Genomic DNA, 18,204 nt, shown 5'->3' with positions numbered 1-18,204 from the left:
GCAAACAACAAAGATGCCGGATACGGCACATAACCGTCGGGGAACAAACGGATGACCCATACCGCACGGATTGCCGTGATCGGCGCAGGCGCATGGGGGACGGCGCTGGCGCTGCAGGCCGCGCGCGCGGGCGCCGAAGTCAGCCTTTGGGCACGCAATCCCGCCGCCATGTCGGCAGGCCGCGTCATGCCCCGCCTGCCCGGCTACGCCCTGCCATCCAGCATTACCGTAAGTGACATCATGCCGCGTCAGGCCGACCTGATCCTGCTGGCCTGTCCCATGCAGCACCTGCGCGCCACCGCCCGCACCGTGCCACCCTGCGCGCCGCTGATCGCGTGCTGCAAGGGGATCGAACAGGCGACCGGCCTCATGCCGCTGCAGGTGCTGGAGGAAATATTTCCCCACAGCGTGCTGGGGGTCCTGTCCGGCCCCAATTTCGCGCATGAAATCGCAGCCGGCCTGCCCGCCGCCGCCGTGCTGGCCAGTGCGGATCGCACGCAGGCCCGCAGGCTGGCGGACCTGCTGACCACGGCCGCCTTCCGGCTGTATGCCAGCGACGACCCGACGGGCGTGCAACTGGGGGGGGCCGCCAAGAACGTGGTGGCCATCGCCGCGGGGGCCACCATGGGGGCGAAGCTGGGGGAAAATGCCCGCGCGGCGCTGATTACCCGCAGCATTGCCGAACTGTCGCGCCTGTCCCACGCGCTGGGCGGCCGGCCCGGAACCCTGTCGGGCCTTGCGGGAATCGGGGACCTGCTGCTGACCTGCACCGGTGCCGCGTCACGCAATTACCGCCTTGGGCTGGCCATTGGTCAGGGCATCCCCGCGCAGCAGGCGGCGGATGCGCTGGAGGGCGTGGCCGAAGGCCGGGCGACCGCCCCGGCACTGCTGCAGCTTGCCCGCCAGCATGGCGTCGGCACGCCGGTCATCGCCACCGTCACCAGCCTGCTGGCGGGCACGATCGACATGGATGACGCCAGCCAGCTGCTGCTGTCACGCCCGGTCGGGCATGAATTTGCCTGACCGGACCCTGCGCCACATCCCACATCTGCAAACAGGCGGCTTGACCCCCGGCATGTGACCCGGCAATCCGGTTACTCCGGCGCGCTTATGAAACCGAGCATTCCCATGACCACGATCTATGACTTTGTCCTGCCTGCCCTGAATGGTCCCGACATCGACCTGTCCAAATTGCGGGGCAAGCCGATCCTGATCGCCAATACGGCGTCCAAATGCGGGTTCACGCCGCAGTACGAAGGGTTGCAGAGCCTGTGGACCACATGGCGCAGCCATGACCTGATGGTGATTGGCGTGCCATCAAGTGATTTCGGCAACCAGGAGCCGGGCACGCCCGAACAGATCACCACCTTCTGCCAGCGCAACTACAACGTCACCTTTCCCCTGACCGCCAAGAGCCATGTGAAGGGACCGCAGGCGATCCCGCTGTTCCGGTGGCTTGCGCGCGAGGGCGGGTTCCTGTCGCTGCCACGATGGAATTTCTACAAATACCTGATCGGACGCGACGGGCAGCTGGTCAACTGGTTCACCTCCGTCACATCGCCCGAATCGCGGCGCGTGCGCATGGCGGTCGAACGGGCGGTGATGGATCACTGATGCCCCCATCATGCCCGCGCGCGTCATGCTGACACGATGCTGAAGGGTTTCCTGACCGTCAGCGGCTGGACCATGATCAGCCGCGTGCTGGGGCTGGTGCGCGACCAGCTGCTTGCGGCCCTGCTGGGGACGGGGGCGGCGCAGGATGCGTACCAGATCGCCTTCCGCCTGCCCAACATGTTCCGCCGCCTGTTTGGCGAGGGCGCGCTGAACGCCGCCTTCGTGCCACTGTTTTCCGCCCTGCTGGAACGCGAGGGGAAAGACACCGCGCGCCAGTTCGCCAGCGAGACGATGAGCGTCCTGCTGTCATGGCTGCTGCTGCTGACGGTGCTGGGGGAAATCTTCATGCCCGGCGTGCTGCGCCTGATAGCACCCGGGTTCACGCATGGTGACGTGCGGGATACGCTGGCCATATCCCTCAGCCGCATCACATTCCCCTACCTGCTGATGATCTGCGGGGCGGCGCTGGTTTCCGGCGTGCTGAACGGCATGCACCATTTTGGCGTGGCGGCGGCGGCCTATGTCAGCTTCAACGTCATTGGCATTGCCGCCATCCTCATCCTGCCGCCGCTTGCGGGTGATGTCGCGCATGCCGCCGCATGGGGGGTGACCGCGTCGGGCGTGGTGCAGTTTGGCATCCTGCTGTATGCCGCGGGCCGCGCGGGGATGCGCCTGCGCCTGGTCACGCCCTGCCTTACGCCGCGCATCCGCACGCTGCTGGCGCGCATGGGCGTGGGGCTGGTGGGCAGCGGGATCACGCAGATCAATTTCCTGGTCGATACCATCATCGCCACCCTGCTGCCCGCGGGCAGTGTCTCGCTCATGTATTTTGCCGACCGGGTGAACCAGCTGCCACTGGGCGTGCTGGGGGCGGCGGCGGGCACCACGCTGCTGCCGGTGCTGACACGCCACCTTGCGGCGGATGACCTCGACGGGGCGCACCATATCCAGAACCGGGCCATTTCCTACGCCCTGATCCTGACGCTGCCGGCGGCGGCGGGACTGCTGGTCATTGCGGCGCCCGTCATGATGGCGCTGTTCGGGCATGGGCATTTTTCGGCGCATGACGCGGTGCTGTCGGCGCAGTCGCTGCGGGCCTATGCGCTGGGGCTGCCCGCCTTCGTGCTGGTCAAGGTGCTCTCGCCGGGGTTCTTCGCGCGCGGAGATACGCGCACGCCGGTGCTGGTGGGCATGGGCACGCTGGTGCTGAATTTCATCCTGAACATAAGCTTCATGCACTGGCTGGCCCATATCGGCCCGCCACTGGCCAGCAGCCTTGCGGCGATGGTCAATGCAGGGGTGCTGGCGTTCCTGCTGCTGCGGCGCGGCGCGCTGGTGCCCGACCCGACCCTGGTCCGGCAACTGACGGGCATGACGGGTTGCGCGGTGATGATGGCGATGGGGCTGCTCATGCTGGGCCATACGCCGCTGGGCGATGCCATGCAGGCAGGCCCGGTCATGCGGATCGTGGATGTGGGCGCGATGGTTACGCTGGGCGTGGGCATCTACCTGCTGGCGCTGCAGGTCCTGGGGATCGCGGACATGCGCCAGGCCATGGCCGCGATCAGCCGCCGCCTGCGCCGCAACCGGACGGCATAGGGAACAGGGGCCATGAATCCGCACTGGCGAATCCCCCATCCCGCCGCTAGACACCGGACATGACATTCCCATCCCCCGAGGGTGCCACACCCGCCATGGCGCAGTGGTTTGCGCTGAAAGCCGAACACCCCGACGCCCTGCTGTTCTTCAGGATGGGGGATTTCTACGAACTGTTTTTCAATGATGCGGAAGCGGCGGCGGCGGCGCTGGACATATCGCTGACCGCGCGCGGCACGCATGGGGGCGAACCCATCGCCATGTGCGGGGTGCCGGTGCATGCGGCGCAGGCCTATCTGGCGCGGCTGATCCGGCGCGGGTTCCGTGTCTCGGTGGCCGAACAGACCGAACAGCCCCGCAAGGGACGCCCCGCATCCAAGGGGCCGCTGCGGCGCGAGGTCGTGCGCCTGATCACGCCGGGCACCCTGACCGAAGATGAACTGCTGGAGGCGGGACGGCAGAACCTGCTGGCCGCCATCGTCTGCCCCACCGGGCGCGACGCCAGCGATCCCGGCCTTGCGTGGATCGACATTTCCACCGGCCTGTTTGAAACCGCCGCTGTTCCCGCGCGTGACCTGAACGACCTGCTGGGCCGTCTGGACCCGGCGGAAATCCTGTGCGCGGATAATGTGGAACTGGGTGATTTCGCGGCCCGGCGCACTCCCATCGTCCCGCCCGCCAGCGCGGACGCTGCCCGCCAGCGCATGGCCGAGGCGTTTGGCGTGGCCAGCCTTGACGCCTTTGGCACCTTCAGCGACGCGCAAGTCATGGCGGCGGCGGCGGCCATAGACTATATCCGCCGCAGCCAGGCGGGCCTGCTGCCACGCCTGTCGCACCCCCGCCCCAGCGACAGCAGCGACATCCTTGGCCTTGACCCCGCCACCCGCGCCAGCCTCGACCTGCTGCGCACGCGTGATGGCGAGACCGAACATACCCTGTTCGCCGCCGTATCACGCACCGTCACCGCCGCCGGCAGCCGCATGCTGGCGGACTGGATCGCAGCCCCCCTGACCGACCCCGAGCGCATCGCCCGCAGGCAGGCCGGATGGGTATGGCTGCTGGACAAGCCGGGGATACGCGATGACCTGCGCGCCAGCCTGCGCGCCGCCCCGGACATGGCGCGCGCGCTGGGCCGGCTGTCACTGGGACGCGGGCAGCCACGCGACGCCGTGGCCATCCGCCTTGCCCTGGGTGTGGCGCGCGAAATCGGGACCATCCTGAACCGGCACGAAAACCTGCCCCCCATCATGGAACAGGCGGTGCGCCACCTTGACCGCGCGCATGACCTGCAGGACCTGCTGGGCCGCGCGCTGAGCGAAAATCCGCCCGCGCGCATGGATGATGGCGGCATCATCGCCAGCGGCTATGATGCGGAACTCGATACCCAGCGCGAACTGCGTGACGGCAGCAGGCGGGTGATTGCGGCCCTGCAGCAGGAATACGCCACCGAATTCGGCATTGCCAACCTCAAGATCCGCCACCATGCCCAGCTTGGCTACGTGATCGAGGTGCCCGCCGCAGCCGGTGCGCGCCTGCGTGGGCGCGAGGACCTGATCATGCGGCAGGGCACCGCCAGCGCCAGCCGCTTTTCGACCGAGCGGCTGGTCAGCCTTGACCAGCAGATCGCGCAGGCCGCCGAAAACGCGGGCCTGCGCGAACGCCACCTGTTTACGCAGGTGGTGGGCAGGATACTGGACGAAGCCGCCCTGCCGGACATGGCGGCCGCCCTGTCGTGCATCGACATCGCGCAGTCCTGCGCGGTGCTGGCCGGTGGCGGCACGTGGTGCTGCCCTGCTGTCGGCACGGATACGTCCTTTGTCATCCGCGCGGGCCGCCATCCGGTGGTGGAAGCCGCCCTGCCCAGGAACGCGCGCTTCACCCCCAATGACTGCGACCTTGAACCCGATCACCGCGTCATGCTGCTGACCGGCCCCAACATGGCGGGCAAGTCCACCTTCCTGCGGCAGACGGCGCTGGCGGTCATACTGGCGCAGGCAGGCCTGCCGGTCGCGGCACAATCCATGCGCATCGGCGTGGTGGACCGGCTGTTTTCACGCGTTGGCGCATCCGATGACCTGGCGCGCGGGCGTTCGACCTTCATGGTGGAAATGACCGAGACCGCCGCCATCCTGAACCAGGCTGGTCCGCGGTCGCTGGTGGTGGTGGATGAAATCGGGCGTGGCACCTCCACGCTGGACGGACTGGCCATTGCATGGGCGGTGCTGGAAACCCTGCATTCCACGCTGCGCTGCCGCGCGATATTCGCAACGCATTTCCATGAACTGGCCGAGCTGGCGGACAGCATGCCCCGCCTGTCCCCCCACACCATGAGCGTGCGCGAATGGAAGGGGCAGGTCATTTTCCAGCATGAGGTCGTACCCGGTTCCGCCCGCCGCAGCTGGGGCGTGCATGTCGCGCGTCTGGCTGGCGTGCCCGAACCCGTGGTGCGCCGCGCGGGCCGCCTCCTGTCCATGCTGGAGAAGGAACGCGGCCGGCAGGCCCCGCCCCTGCCGCTGTTTGAACAGGCCGCCGCCGACGTGCCGGACGCCCCGTCCGCCCCCGCCCTGCCGCCCGCCGCGATGGAATTGATCACGGAACTGGACCCCGATGCGTTAAGCCCGCGCACGGCGCTGGAAATGTTATATAAACTCAAAAAACTGCTGAAACCCTGATACGGCTCTGGACCTGAGCCCATCTTGGGCGGCACACTCCATCCCGGATCTTTACCGTCATACACAGGACGCCATCTGACCACGATGTCGAACGCTGCCCCCCCTTCCGCCTCCGCTTCGGTCGAGGCCATGACAAACGCCCTCCATACCGCCCTTTTCCCGTCCGGGGATGGCGGTGGCGATGCACGCGCCCTGCCGCGGGAGGACGCAATCGGTCTGGTCCGCCGCCACCTGTCGCGCTACCAGGCCCACGTGCGCGAGGAATTCGAGCATCACCGCCTGGGCGGGGCTGAGGCAGGCAAGCTGCTGGCCGCCTATACCGATGGCATGATCCGCGTGCTGGCCGCTTTCGCCATGCAGCAGACGGATATCGATTCGCAACCCGAGGCGCCCTTCGCCATTGCCGCCACCGGCGGGTACGGACGCGGGCTGCTGGCGCCGTTCAGTGATATCGACCTGCTGTTCCTGATCCCCGATGTGCCGGAGGGACAGGGCGAGGACGTACGCGCCTGCGTGGAATACATCCTGTATTTCCTGTGGGACCTGGGGCTGAAGGTCGGGCATGCGACCCGCACCATCAACGAATGCATTGCCGAGGCGGAAGCCGACACCACCGTGCGGACCACCCTGCTGGACGCCCGCGCCCTGACCGGCAGCGAATCGCTGTTTTCCATGTTCCAGGCCCGCTATATCGTGGCCTGCGTGCGCGCGGGCGCCGACCGCTTCATTACCGACAAGCGCAAGGAACGCGCCGCCCGCCACCACCGTTTTGGCGACAGCCCCTATCTGGTGGAACCCAACATAAAGGAAGGCCGCGGCGGCCTGCGTGACCTGCAGACGCTGTACTGGATGTGCCGCTATACCTTTGGCACGCGCCATGTCTCCGACCTGCTGGCGCCGGGCTTCAGTGAACTGGGGCTGCTGACCGAACCCGAAGCCAAGCGCGCGCGGCGGGCGTGGGACTTCCTGTGGCGGGTGCGTTTCCACCTGCATTACGTATCGGGCCGGGCGGAAGAACGCCTGACATTCGACGTGCAGCCGGTCGTGGGTGGCCGCATGGGCTATACCCGCCACGGGCGGCAGGTGGGTGTGGAGCGTTTCATGCGCCACTACTTCCTGACCGTGCGCGAGGTCATGCGCCTGACGCTGGTGCTGGAACCCGCCGTGCTGCGGCAGGCGCTTGGCCCCGTGGCCAACGCGCCCGAAGCCGACAGCCAGATGCGTGACGCGGGCTTTACCGTGCTGGATGGCCGCATCCTGCCCCAGCGTGGCACGTCGTTCGAGGATGAACCCATCCAGATGATGCGCCTGCTGGACTGGGCCAAGAAGCGCAAGCTGCCCATCCACCCCATGGCCATGCACCAGCTGATCCGCTGGGAACGCAAGGCCGCCAGCCTGCGCGGCGACCCGGAAACCGCGCGCATCTTCCTCGACCTCATGTGCGGCGACCCGCCCGACCGCCCGCAGCGCGCGTCACGTGGCGAGGTTGCCGAACAGCCCGATGCCTCCCCCAGTTTCCACCTGATGGATGAGGGACGACGCAAGGGAAATGCCTACTGGCTGCATATCCTCAACGAAACCGGGCTTATGGGCCGCCTGCTGCCCGACTGGTCCCGCGTCGTGGGGCAGATGCAGTTCGACACCTATCATGTGTTCACCGTTGACGAGCATATCATCGACGCGCTGCGCATCCTTGGCCGGGTGGAACATGGGCACATGGCCGATGAAATACCCGTCGCCTATGACCTTGCGCGCAACCTGCATTCCCGCCGGGCGCTGTATGTCGCGGTCATGCTGCATGACATCGCCAAGGGGCGTGGCGGCGATCATTCGGAAATCGGCTCGCAGATCGCACTGTATGTCTGCCCCGAACTGGGCATGGACAGTGAGGAGACGGAGACCGTGTCCTGGCTGGTGCTGCATCACCTGCTGCTCAGCCACACCGCGTTCCAGCGTGACATTGACGACCCCAAGACCATCCTTGACCTGGCCGACATCATCCAGTCGCCTGAACGCCTGCGGCTGCTGCTGCTGCTGACCATCGTGGACATGCGCGCGGTGGGACCACGCGTATGGAACGCGTGGAAGGCGACGTTGCTGAACGAACTGTACATGCGCGTGGCCGAGGTGCTGGAAGGCAGTCTTGCCACCACCGAGCGCGACGTACGCGTCGAACGCGCCAAGGCCGCCACCGCCCAGTGGCTGGTGGAAGACGGCATGAACGAGACCGATGTCCAGCACTTCATGGGGCTGGGCTATGGCAGTTACTGGCTATCGTTCGACCATGACACCCATGCCCGCCATGCCCGGCTGATCAGCGAATCGGAACGCATGCATTCGCCGCTTACGGTGGAAACCCAGCCCCTGCCCGCGCGCGGGGTGACGGAAGTCACGATTTACGCCGCCGACCATCCGGGCCTGTTTTCCAAGATCGCGGGGGCCGTGGCGATTGCCGGGGCCTCGATCGTGGATGCGCGCATTCATACCATGACCAATGGCATGGCGCTGGACACATTGTGGATTCAGGATGCGGGTGGCGCGGCGTTCGAGGAACCGCAGCAGCTTGCCCGCCTGTCGCTGCTGGTGGAACAGGCGCTGACGGGCCGCATCAACATCAACCGCGAAATCGCCCAGTGCGGCCGCAGGCTGAGCGGCCGCCGCATGCGCGCGATCCACGTGCCGCCGCGCGTGGTGATCGACAACCGCGCATCGAACACCTGCACGGTGGTGGAAATCAACGGCCGCGACCGTCCCGGCCTGCTGCATGACGTGACGGCGGCACTGAGCGAGCAGAAACTGCAGATCGCATCCGCCCATATCACCACCTATGGCGTGCGGGCGGTGGACGTTTTCTATGTCAAGGATCTGTTCGGGCTGAAAATTACCGACAAGGGCCGCCTGGACCGTATCCGCACGACCCTGCTGGCCGGCCTGCAGGAAGCGGAAGCCGCAGCCCAGCGCCAGTCGTCTGAACTGGAATCGATTACGATCTGACAGATCGCTTCAGTCCATTGATAAAAAAGCTTTTCAATACATAACCCCTACTACCTTTCCTGCCCTGCCGCCCATGCCCGCAGGGCGCAGCACACTTCGGCCATGACCTGTGTCCACGCCTGTTGCGGGGGCAGCAGGCTGGCCTGACGGAACAGGCGCAGGGTTGGATACCACTGGCTGGCAGGCTGCAAAACGGGCAGCGTACCGTCACGCATGCCATTTGCGATTGGTGACGGTCCAGATACCGGCCCGCCTGCCGGTACAGGCAGGTCAAACGCCGCCGACCATCGCCAGTCTCCCCCGAAACGACACGGCAGCCAGACCGGACAGCCCATGGCCCCGGCCAGATGGGCCACCAGCGTATCCACGCTGATGACCAGATCGAGTGTCGCAATCAGGCGCACCGTATCCAGCAGATCCGGGTCATCCGGCAGTTCGTGCCGGACAAAGGCCGGGTCCACCCCATCCATCCCCCCTGGCCGCAGGGAAACGAATTCGATCCCGGCCATTTCGCCCAATGCCGACAGGTCCTGCACTGCCATGGAACGCCGCGCGTCAAAGCGATAGGCGGGATTACCCGCGTGGCACAGGCCAACCCGCGGTTTCCCTTTGCGCAACGCGGCCTGTCGCCACGGGCCTTCACCCAGATACGGCATGAAGGGCGGCACGCTGTCCGCGCCCAGCAGGTGCGGCAGGCTGAACAGGTCACACTGCGCCACGATATCGCGATTTTCATTTGTATTATGGGTGATAATATCTATGGAATAAAATGCATCGCAAGCCAGTGTCCCGGCCAATCGCCGCAGGGTGGCAGGCACTTCCAGCACCACCGGCACCCGCCGGGCCGCAAGCCGCACATAGCGCAGGAAATGAACCACATCCCCCAGCCCCTGTCCCGCCATATGCACCAGCAGCTTTTTACCCGCGCGCAGCACATGCCCATCCCATCGTGGCAGGCGGCTGGCGGCGGGATGCGGGGGCAGGAAGTCCAGCCGGGATTCCCACATCTCCCATCCCTGCCGCAGCCTTCCCTGCGCCAGGCGGGCCACGCCAAGGTTGAACCGCGCCCGGGCCTGCGTATCGCGATCAGGCGGCGGATTCCGCGCCAGCATGGTTTCATAGGCCATGGCGGCCTGCGTTACGCTGCCGCCTTCAAACAGGCCGGTCGCGTGGTTCAGGGCGATACGCACATCATCGGGTCGCAGCCGCATCGCAATGGCAAAGGCACTTTCCGCCCCGGCCATGTCCCCCAGCGCCATGCGGGCAAGGCCAAGGTTGCTGCAGGTTTCCGCTGTCGGATCATGCGCCATGGCACGTTCCAGCACAGCCGCCGCCGGGCGCATCCGCCCGCCTGCAAACAGAAGCGCACCCAGCAGCGACAGGGCCACGCCGTCATCGGGCCGATGGACCAGCGCCGCCCGCAAAACATCTTCGGCCTGTTCACGCTGGTGATGCGCCAGCAGCATTTCGGCCAGTTCATGACTATGGACGGGGGCAGGCACCCGTCGCGCAACATCGCGCATCTGCTGTATGGCGGCGTCACGCTGCCCCCGCCGCCACAGGAAACGGGCATGCAGCCTGCGGGCCTGCACGGCACGCGCGGGGGACAGGGTGACCGCCCGCCCATAGGCCCGTGCCGCGGCCCAGGTATCACCTGTCGCCTCCATGATTTCAGCACAGGCCAGCAGCACGGGCACGTCATCAGGCTGACACAGGCATGCGGCCCGGATCGCGGCCTGCGCTGCCACACGGTGCCCCTGCGCCAGCAGCGCGCGGGCCAGCACTTCATGGAACGGCCCATGGGGCGCAAGCCGCAGCGCCTGCCCGGCAAGGCTTATGGCCAGGTCCGGCCGCCCCGCCGCCAGCGCCACGCAGGCCAGGCCATGCAGGGCGTCGGGATCATCCGCCCGGCATGCCCGCAGGGTCGCGAAACACGCCCGCGCGGCACTGATATTCCCCGCGCGCAGGGCCGCATGGCCACGCGCCAGAATGTCCCGCCTGTCCGTGTCATGCCTGTCCGCGCTGTTCGCGTTCATCTCATCCGGCCTTCCCTTGCATGGCGGGGGATGGTCCCGCACACTCATCCCGTTATCCATACGCGACAGAGCGTTAAGAATTTCGATCAGGAACCCGCATGAACATTCCCTCCGGCATGGCCGGCCAGCAGGCCCATGACACGCTGCGGCAGCGTTTTGCCCGCATGGGGCATATCCGCAATGCACTGGGAATCCTCGGCTGGGACAAGGACACCATGATGCCGACCGGGGCCAGCGACAGCCGCGCCGAGAGCATCGCGACCCTGGCCGTCCTGTCACATGAACTCATGACCGCGCCGGACATGGGCGACCTTCTGGCCCGCGCGCAGGCCCCCGATGACGCCATGGCGCGGGCCAACCTGCATGAAATGCGCCGCCAGCATGCCCATGCCGCCGCCGTGCCGTCGGATCTGGTGGAGGCGATGTCGCGTGCGTCCTCGCGTTGCGAAATGACATGGCGCACCGCACGGCAGAACAGTGATTTCGCCAGCCTGCTGCCGGAACTGGAAACCGTGCTGTCCCTTACCCGCGAAATTGCGGCGGCCAAGGCGCAGGCCCTTGGCCTTTCGCCCTATGACGCGCTGCTGGACCAGTATGACGCGGGTACACGACAGGCGGATATCGACCCGGTCTTTGCCGAACTGGCCAGCGAACTGCCCGACCTGATCCACACGGCGCTGGCGCATCAGGCCACGCTACCCGCCACCGTGCCCCTTTCCGGCCCGTTCGATGTGCCCGCGCAGGCGCGACTGGGCCACGAGACCATGCGCGCGCTGGGGTTCGACATGCAGCGCGGACGGCTGGATGTCAGCCTGCATCCCTTCTGCGGCGGGGCGGAGGATGATGTGCGCATCACCACCCGGTATGAGGAGCAGGACTGCATCAACGCGCTGATGGGCATCGTGCATGAAACCGGGCACGCGCTGTATGAACAGGGCCTGCCACGCGAATGGCGCGCCCAGCCCGTGGGGGAGGCGCGCGGCATGAGCCTGCATGAAAGCCAGTCCCTGCTTATGGAAATGCAGGTCGCGCGTTCACAGCCCTTCATGGACTGGATGGCGCCGCGCCTGCGCGGTGCGTTCGGGGGGACTGATACCGATCCCGCCTGGCAGGCGGACAACCTGCACCGCCTGGTCACCCGCGTGCGCCCCGGCTTCATCCGCGTGGACGCCGATGAGGTCACGTACCCCGCGCATATCCTTGTGCGTTACGAAATGGAAACCGCGCTGATCGCAGGGAAAATGAAGCTGTCCGACCTGCCGGAAGCCTTCAACGCCCGCATCCATGACCTGCTGGGCCTGAAAGTGCCCGAAGACCGGCTGGGCTGCCTGCAGGATATCCACTGGCCATCGGGCGCATGGGGCTATTTCCCCACCTATACGCTGGGCGCCGTGATCGCGGCGCAACTGCGCGCGGCGGCGGAGCGTGATGACCCCACCATCATGCCCGGCATCGGCAAAGGCGATTTCGCGCCCCTGCTGGCGTGGCTGCGCCCGCGTATCCATGCCCGTGGCAGTGGTGCATCCACCAGCGAGATCGTGCGCGACGCCACGGGGGCGGTGCCCAATACGGGGCCATACCTGCGGCACCTGCGCCAGCGCTACTGTGCGCTGGCCTGAAATATTGATCAAAAGATAACAGAAGTTTCCGGGTGCCACCTTTTTCCAAAAAGGCGGCATTCTCCGAAGCTTTTTGAAAAAAGCTTCGCCAGAAACTTCCCTGGCGGGCCGCCTTTCCAAAACAGTCCTGTACGACAGGGCGGACATGCCGCATGTCCCCCTTGCCAATCGCTGCGGTTCGTGACGAGATAACGCGCGATGTACGCGAAATCTCCATCTGCCATCCGTCGCCTGCGTTTCGCGGGTTTTCTCCTTGCCTGCGGCACCTGCCTGCTGGGCGCGGGTCATGCCGCCCATGCCGCCAAACCCGCGCCGCCGCTCAACCCGCCCGCGGCGCTGGAGGAAGTGGCCTCATCCTCGACCGCCGCATGGGACCGGGTGGTCGTGCTGCCCGACGGGCGGCTGCTGGTGGAACTGCCGCGCTGGGCGGGCAATACCGGGCCGGGGCTGGCGCTGGTGGACGGGGACAACACGCCCCATCCCTATCCCGACAATTCATGGAACGACCCCGCCACGCCCGCGGCAAGCCGGCTGGTCGCCCCGTCCGACATACAGCTCCAGCCCGATGGCACGCTGTGGGTACTCGATAGCGGACAGCCAGACCCCGCGGGCAAACCGGTGGACGGTGGCCCCAAGATCGTGAAGATCGACAGCCATACCGGCCAGGTCATGCAGACATGGCCGCTCAATCCCGGCATGCTGCGTGCGGGCAGCTACGCCGCCACCATGCGCATTGCGCGCGGGCATGCCTTCATCGGGGATTCCGGCATCCCGGCCATGATCGTGGTCCGGCTGGACACCAACATCCAGCGCCGCCTCATGGAACACACCCCGGCCCTGACCGCGCACCAGCCCATTACGGTTGACGGCAAGGTGGCGACCAACCCGGCAGGCCACACCGCCATCATCAATATCAGCCAGATGGACATAAGCGCCGATGGGCAGTGGCTGTATTTCGAGCCGCTCTGCGGTCCCGTCTACAAGCTGGATACCGACCTGCTGGTGGACCCCAAGGTCACCCCCATCGAACTGGAGGAAGGCCCCACCCTGTGGTACAAGACGCCACCGCTGGGTGGCATCACGGCCGGGCCGGATGGCACGCTGTATTTCAATGACGTGTCCACCGGCAGCATCTTCCGCCTGATGCCCGACCGGGTTTACCAGAAAATCGTAACCGACCCGCGCCTGCACTGGCCCGGCGGGTCGTTCGCGACCAGGGACGGGCAGCTTTATGTCCCCGCATCCCAGCTTGACCGTACCGCACCGCTGAATGGCGGGCACAACGCCATCCAGTGGCCGGTCCATATCTACCGCATCAATATCGGCAGCCTGCCGCCGCCGAAATTCTGACACACCACGCGCGGAATTGCGTCGCGCGTCGCATCCGCCCCCTTCGCGCGGGGGGCGGTTGGGATTATGATGGTGTAATGCGCTATATTTCTACCCGGGGGAACGCCCCCGTCCGCGATTTTTCGTCCGTTCTGCTGGCGGGGCTGGCAGAGGACGGTGGCCTGTACCTGCCCGAAAGCTGGCCTGAACTGTCGGTGGCCCAATGGCGTGACCTGCGTGGCCTGCCCTATCCGGAACTTGCCGCCCGCATCATCGCCCCCTTTGCCGAAGGGTCGATCACGCATGACGTGCTGCTGAAGCTGTGCCGCGACGCCTACAGCCGATTCGACCACCCGGCCATCGTCCCGCTGACACAGGTGGAAGACGGGCTGTTCGTGCAGGAACTGTTCCACGGGCCGACACTGGCGTTCAAGGACATGGCCATGCAGCTGCTTGGCCGCCTGTTCGACCATGTGCTGAACGAACGCGACGAGAAGGTCACCATCGTGGGCGCGACCTCGGGCGATACCGGGTCGGCCGCGATCGAGGCATGCCGGGGCCGTGAGCGCCTGAACGTGGTGATCCTGCACCCCGAGGGCCGCACGTCGGAAGTGCAGCGCCGGCAGATGACCACCGTGCTGGAACCCAACGTGACCAACCTTGCGGTGCAGGGGACGTTTGACGACTGCCAGGACCTGGTCAAGGCGATGTTCGCCGATGGGCCCTTCCGCACCGACATGCACCTGTCCGCGGTCAATTCCATCAACTGGGCGCGTATCGCGGCCCAGGTGCCGTATTATGTCTATGCGGCACTTGCGCTGGGCGCGCCGGACCGCGAGGTCTCGTTCGCCGTGCCCACCGGCAATTTCGGCAATGTGCTGGCCGCATGGGTGGCACGCCGCATGGGCCTGCCCATCCGCGCGCTGTGCGTGGGCTCCAACCGCAATGACATCCTCTCGCGCTTCCTGAATGAAAACGACATGAGCATCCATGGCGTGGTGCCCAGCCTGTCGCCGTCCATGGATATTCAGGTCTCGTCCAACTTCGAACGCCTCCTGTTCGAACTGCTGGACCGCAACGCCGCCGAATGCGCGCGCATCATGACCGAGTTCCGCAAGACCGGCGTGATGAAGGTCGCAACCCCGGTCTGGGACCGCGCCAATGCGCTGTTCCATGGCATTTCGCTGGATGATGCCGCGACGGAGGCGGAAATCCGCACGCTGAACACCCGCAGCCACTATCTTGCCGACCCGCATACCGCGATCGGCATCGCTGCCGGTCGCGCCTTCCGTGAACCGGGGATTCCCATGGTGGCCATGTCCACCGCCCACCCGGCCAAGTTCCCCGATGCCATGGCGCAGGCGACCGGCATCCGCCCTGCCCTGCCCGCGTCACTGGCCGACCTGTATGACCGGCCCGAGCGGTACAGCGTGGTGCCTGCCGACCTGAACGTGATCGAGGACAGGGTGCGCGCGGCCGTCCTGTCCAACAGCAAAGCGGGCTGATCTCCCTACCCTTTTTCCATCTTACGCAAGCAAGGGGCGGCGTGGGGCCATGATGCGCCACGTCGTCCGCAGGACCAGCATGACCGACCTGATCAATGTGACCCGACTGGATTCCGGCCTGACCATCGTGACCGAACGGATGGACCGGGTGGAGACCGTGTCCCTCGGGGCGTATGTCGCCGCGGGCACCTGCAATGAAACCGCGCCTGAAAACGGGGTATCCCACTTTCTGGAACACATGGCGTTCAAGGGCACCAGCACCCGCACCGCCGTGGGCATTGCCGAGGAAATCGAGAACGTGGGCGGCCATATCAACGCCTATACCGCACGTGAGCACACGGCGTATTACGTCAAGCTGCTGAAGGAAAACCTGTCGCTGGGCGCGGATATCATCGGTGACATCCTGACCCACAGCACCCTCGCCCCCGATGAACTGGAGCGCGAACGCGGCGTGATCCTGCAGGAAATCGGGCAGGCGAACGACACCCCTGATGACATCGTGTTCGACCATTTCCAGGAAACCGCCTTTCCCGACCAGCCGATGGGTCGCCCCACGCTGGGCACCGAAGCGGGCATCCAGACCATGTCGCGCGCAACGCTGGTCAACTACATGGGCACCCATTACCGGGCGGGCAACACCATCATCGCGGCCGCCGGCAACCTGGAACACGCCCGCGTGGTGGACCTGGTGCAGCAGCATTTCGCCGACCTGCCTACCGGCACGGTCCCGCCGCAGCCCGCCGTCAATTACGTGGGCGGCGCGTTTACCCGCGAACGCGAACTGGATCAGGCCCATATCGTGCTGGGCTTTCCGTCCATGCCCTATGGCGACCCGGACTATTACCCGGCCCTGCTGCTGTCCACGCTGCTGGGCGGTGGCATGTCGTCGCGGCTGTTTCAGGAAATCCGTGAAAAGCGGGGGCTGGTCTATTCCGTCTATTCCTTCAACGCGCCCTTCCGTCAGGGTGGCCTGTTCGGCATCTATGCCGGCACGGGGGAGGCACAGGTGGCCGATCTGGTGCCGGTCACGCTGGAGGAACTGCGCAAGGTGCGTCACACGGTGACGGACGCCGAACTGGCGCGTGCGCGGGCGCAGCTCAAATCCTCCCTGCTCATGTCACTGGAAAGCACGGGCAGCCGGTGCGAACAGCTGGCCCGGCAGCTACAGGTCTTCGGTCGCCTGATCCCGACGGCGGAGACCGTGCGCCGGATCGACGCCGTGACCATTGCCGACGTGCAGCGTGTCGCAACACGCATCTTCAGCGGCAGGCCGACCCTCGCCTCCCTCGGGCCGGTCAGCCATATTCCTTCCCTCGACAGCATTACCGGGGCGCTGGCAGCATGAGTACCGACCCACTCGACCTGATCTCCACCCTCATCACCCGCGCCCGTACTGCAGGGGCCGATGCGGCGGATGCGATCTACGCCACCCGCGTCGCCCATGGCGCGCAGGTACGCAATGGCCAGACCGAGGACCTCGAACGATCCGAAACCTGCGATCTTGGCCTGCGGGTGTTCGTGGGGCAGCGTTCGGCCATTGTCTCGGCCACGGCGCTGGATCCCGAACGCTTTGACGCGCTGGCCGAACGGGCCGTCGCCATGGCCCGCGTGGTGCCCGAGGACCGCTTTGCCGGACTATGCGCCGAGGCCGCGACCAGCTTTACCGATGCTGCCGGCCTGGACCTGTTCGACCCGACCGAAGTGCCCACCACCGACCTCGTGGCCCGTGCGCGCGTGGCGGAAGAAGCGGCGCTGGCGGTAACGGGCATCACCAACAGCAACGGGGCATCCGCAAGCTTCGGGCTGTCGGACATCATCCTCATGACCTCGGCCGGGTTTTCGGGGCGGTATGCGCGGACCAGCCATTCCGTCTCCGCCAGCGCGGTTGCGGGCAGCGGCACGAAGATGGAGCGGGATTACGACTACCATTCCGCCGTTCACCTGTCCGACCTTGAGGATGCTGGCCTGATCGGCCGCCGCGCGGGGGAACGCACGGTCGCGCGCCTGAACCCGGTGCGTCCGCGCACGGGGCGCATGCCCATCGTGCTGGACCCGCGCGTTTCCACCAGCATGCTCGGCCACCTGTCGGGGGCAATCAATGGTATCGCCATCGCGCGTGGCACTTCCTTCCTCAAGGAAAAGATGGACAGCCGCATCATGCCTGCCGGCATCACCATCATTGATGACCCGCGCCGCGTGCGTGGCCCCGGCGCGCGCCCGTTCGATGGCGAGGGCATGCTGACCGCCACGCGCACGCTGGTGGAAGATGGCGTGCTGAAGACATGGGCGCTCGACTCCCGCACCGCCCGGCAGCTGGGGCTGAAGCCCAATGGCTGCGCCAGCCGGGGCACGTCGGGACCGCCTGCGCCGTCGCTTGGCAACATGTTCATGCAACCGGGCAGCCTTACGCCCGCAGCCCTGATGGCGGACATAAAGGAAGGGATTTACATAACCGAGATGATGGGATCCGCCATCAACGGCATTACCGGCGATTACAGCCGCGGGGCCGCAGGCTTCATGATCCGCGATGGCGTGCTGGCGGAACCGGTGTCGGAACTGACGGTCGCGGGCAACCTGAATGACATGTTTGCCCGGCTGGTGCCTGCCAGTGACCTGGTCTTCCGCCAGTCCACCAATGCACCGACCATCCGTATCGATGACATGGTTATTGCGGGTTCATAAGCCAAAGACTGCCTGGAAACAGGTTGTTGACAAAATGGCAAAGGTTTTGGGTGCCGCTTTTCCAAAAAGGCGGCATTCCTTGCCAAAAACCTTCTTGTGGTTGAAGGATGCTTGCGGGACTGACGTTTCCAGCAGTCTCTTGCCCTTTCCGTGATTT

The 18,204-nt window shown here is 66.1% G+C and carries 11 protein-coding genes; 10 read left to right on the top strand and 1 reads right to left on the bottom strand.

Annotated features, from left to right (window positions below; translation table 11 throughout):
- Positions 1-51 precede the first annotated feature (51 nt).
- From S101446_RS14745 to S101446_RS14725, 5 genes are all read left to right on the top strand, one after another.
- Positions 52-1,023, top strand: a complete 972-nt coding sequence (locus S101446_RS14745; protein ID WP_087608675.1) for an NAD(P)H-dependent glycerol-3-phosphate dehydrogenase — start codon at positions 52-54, stop codon at positions 1,021-1,023.
- Between the two features lie 105 nt (positions 1,024-1,128).
- Positions 1,129-1,614, top strand: coding sequence for a glutathione peroxidase (locus tag S101446_RS14740; RefSeq protein ID WP_010507681.1), 486 nt, complete (start codon positions 1,129-1,131; stop codon positions 1,612-1,614).
- Between the two features lie 36 nt (positions 1,615-1,650).
- Entirely contained in the window at positions 1,651-3,213 is a 1,563-nt protein-coding gene (murJ, locus tag S101446_RS14735) for a murein biosynthesis integral membrane protein MurJ (RefSeq protein ID WP_087608674.1), read from the top strand.
- Between the two features lie 59 nt (positions 3,214-3,272).
- On the top strand, positions 3,273-5,882 hold the full coding sequence (gene mutS / locus S101446_RS14730; RefSeq protein WP_087608673.1) for a DNA mismatch repair protein MutS: 2,610 nt from the start codon (positions 3,273-3,275) through the stop codon (positions 5,880-5,882).
- An 84-nt stretch (positions 5,883-5,966) separates the two neighbouring features.
- Positions 5,967-8,876 carry a [protein-PII] uridylyltransferase gene (locus tag S101446_RS14725; protein WP_087608672.1) on the top strand — a complete coding sequence of 970 codons (2,910 nt, stop codon included), beginning with the start codon at positions 5,967-5,969 and terminating at the stop codon, positions 8,874-8,876.
- Between the two features lie 50 nt (positions 8,877-8,926).
- Here the strand turns inward: S101446_RS14725 and S101446_RS14720 are convergent, their stop codons facing one another.
- Positions 8,927-10,912: a tetratricopeptide repeat protein gene (locus S101446_RS14720; RefSeq protein WP_087608671.1), complete on the bottom strand. Its 1,986-nt coding sequence runs from the start codon at positions 10,910-10,912 to the stop codon at positions 8,927-8,929.
- 98 nt (positions 10,913-11,010) lie between these two features.
- Here S101446_RS14720 and S101446_RS14715 point away from each other — a divergent pair, with 98 nt between their 5' ends.
- The 5 genes from S101446_RS14715 (at position 11,011) to S101446_RS14695 (ending at position 18,047) form a co-directional block, all read left to right on the top strand.
- The gene (locus S101446_RS14715) at positions 11,011-12,531 is read left to right on the top strand and encodes a carboxypeptidase M32 (RefSeq protein WP_087608670.1); all 1,521 of its coding nucleotides are present in this window, start codon (positions 11,011-11,013) and stop codon (positions 12,529-12,531) included.
- Positions 12,532-12,729: 198 nt separating this feature from the next.
- A complete protein-coding gene (locus S101446_RS14710; RefSeq protein WP_087608669.1) occupies positions 12,730-13,881 on the top strand; it encodes an L-dopachrome tautomerase-related protein in 1,152 nt (383 codons plus the stop codon).
- A gap of 77 nt (positions 13,882-13,958) precedes the next feature.
- Entirely contained in the window at positions 13,959-15,365 is a 1,407-nt protein-coding gene (gene thrC / locus S101446_RS14705) for a threonine synthase (protein WP_019084731.1), read from the top strand.
- Positions 15,366-15,444: 79 nt separating this feature from the next.
- The gene (locus S101446_RS14700) at positions 15,445-16,710 is read left to right on the top strand and encodes a M16 family metallopeptidase (protein ID WP_087608668.1); all 1,266 of its coding nucleotides are present in this window, start codon (positions 15,445-15,447) and stop codon (positions 16,708-16,710) included.
- The gene (locus S101446_RS14695; protein ID WP_010507690.1) at positions 16,707-18,047 is read left to right on the top strand and encodes a TldD/PmbA family protein; all 1,341 of its coding nucleotides are present in this window, start codon (positions 16,707-16,709) and stop codon (positions 18,045-18,047) included. The genes S101446_RS14700 and S101446_RS14695 overlap by 4 nt, the downstream gene beginning before the upstream one ends.
- Positions 18,048-18,204 lie beyond the last annotated feature (157 nt).

Origin of the sequence: Komagataeibacter europaeus (genome assembly GCF_002173515.1) — a bacterium.
Taxonomy (GTDB): domain Bacteria; phylum Pseudomonadota; class Alphaproteobacteria; order Acetobacterales; family Acetobacteraceae; genus Komagataeibacter; species Komagataeibacter europaeus.
This window is presented reverse-complemented; position numbering and strand designations above follow the sequence as displayed.

Bases quoted from the DNA above. Each gene is read 5' to 3' on its own strand.
- S101446_RS14715 (WP_087608670.1), top strand. From the start codon at position 11,011: ATGAACATTCCCTCCGGCATGGCCGGCCAGCAGGCCCATGACACGCTG.
- S101446_RS14745 (WP_087608675.1), top strand. From the start codon at position 52: ATGACCCATACCGCACGGATTGCCGTGATCGGCGCAGGCGCATGGGGG.
- S101446_RS14700 (WP_087608668.1), top strand. From the start codon at position 15,445: ATGACCGACCTGATCAATGTGACCCGACTGGATTCCGGCCTGACCATC.
- mutS (WP_087608673.1), top strand. From the start codon at position 3,273: ATGACATTCCCATCCCCCGAGGGTGCCACACCCGCCATGGCGCAGTGG.
- murJ (WP_087608674.1), top strand. From the start codon at position 1,651: ATGCTGAAGGGTTTCCTGACCGTCAGCGGCTGGACCATGATCAGCCGC.
- S101446_RS14720 (WP_087608671.1), bottom strand. From the start codon at position 10,912: ATGAACGCGAACAGCGCGGACAGGCATGACACGGACAGGCGGGACATT.
- thrC (WP_019084731.1), top strand. From the start codon at position 13,959: ATGCGCTATATTTCTACCCGGGGGAACGCCCCCGTCCGCGATTTTTCG.
- S101446_RS14710 (WP_087608669.1), top strand. From the start codon at position 12,730: ATGTACGCGAAATCTCCATCTGCCATCCGTCGCCTGCGTTTCGCGGGT.
- S101446_RS14695 (WP_010507690.1), top strand. From the start codon at position 16,707: ATGAGTACCGACCCACTCGACCTGATCTCCACCCTCATCACCCGCGCC.
- S101446_RS14725 (WP_087608672.1), top strand. From the start codon at position 5,967: ATGTCGAACGCTGCCCCCCCTTCCGCCTCCGCTTCGGTCGAGGCCATG.
- S101446_RS14740 (WP_010507681.1), top strand. From the start codon at position 1,129: ATGACCACGATCTATGACTTTGTCCTGCCTGCCCTGAATGGTCCCGAC.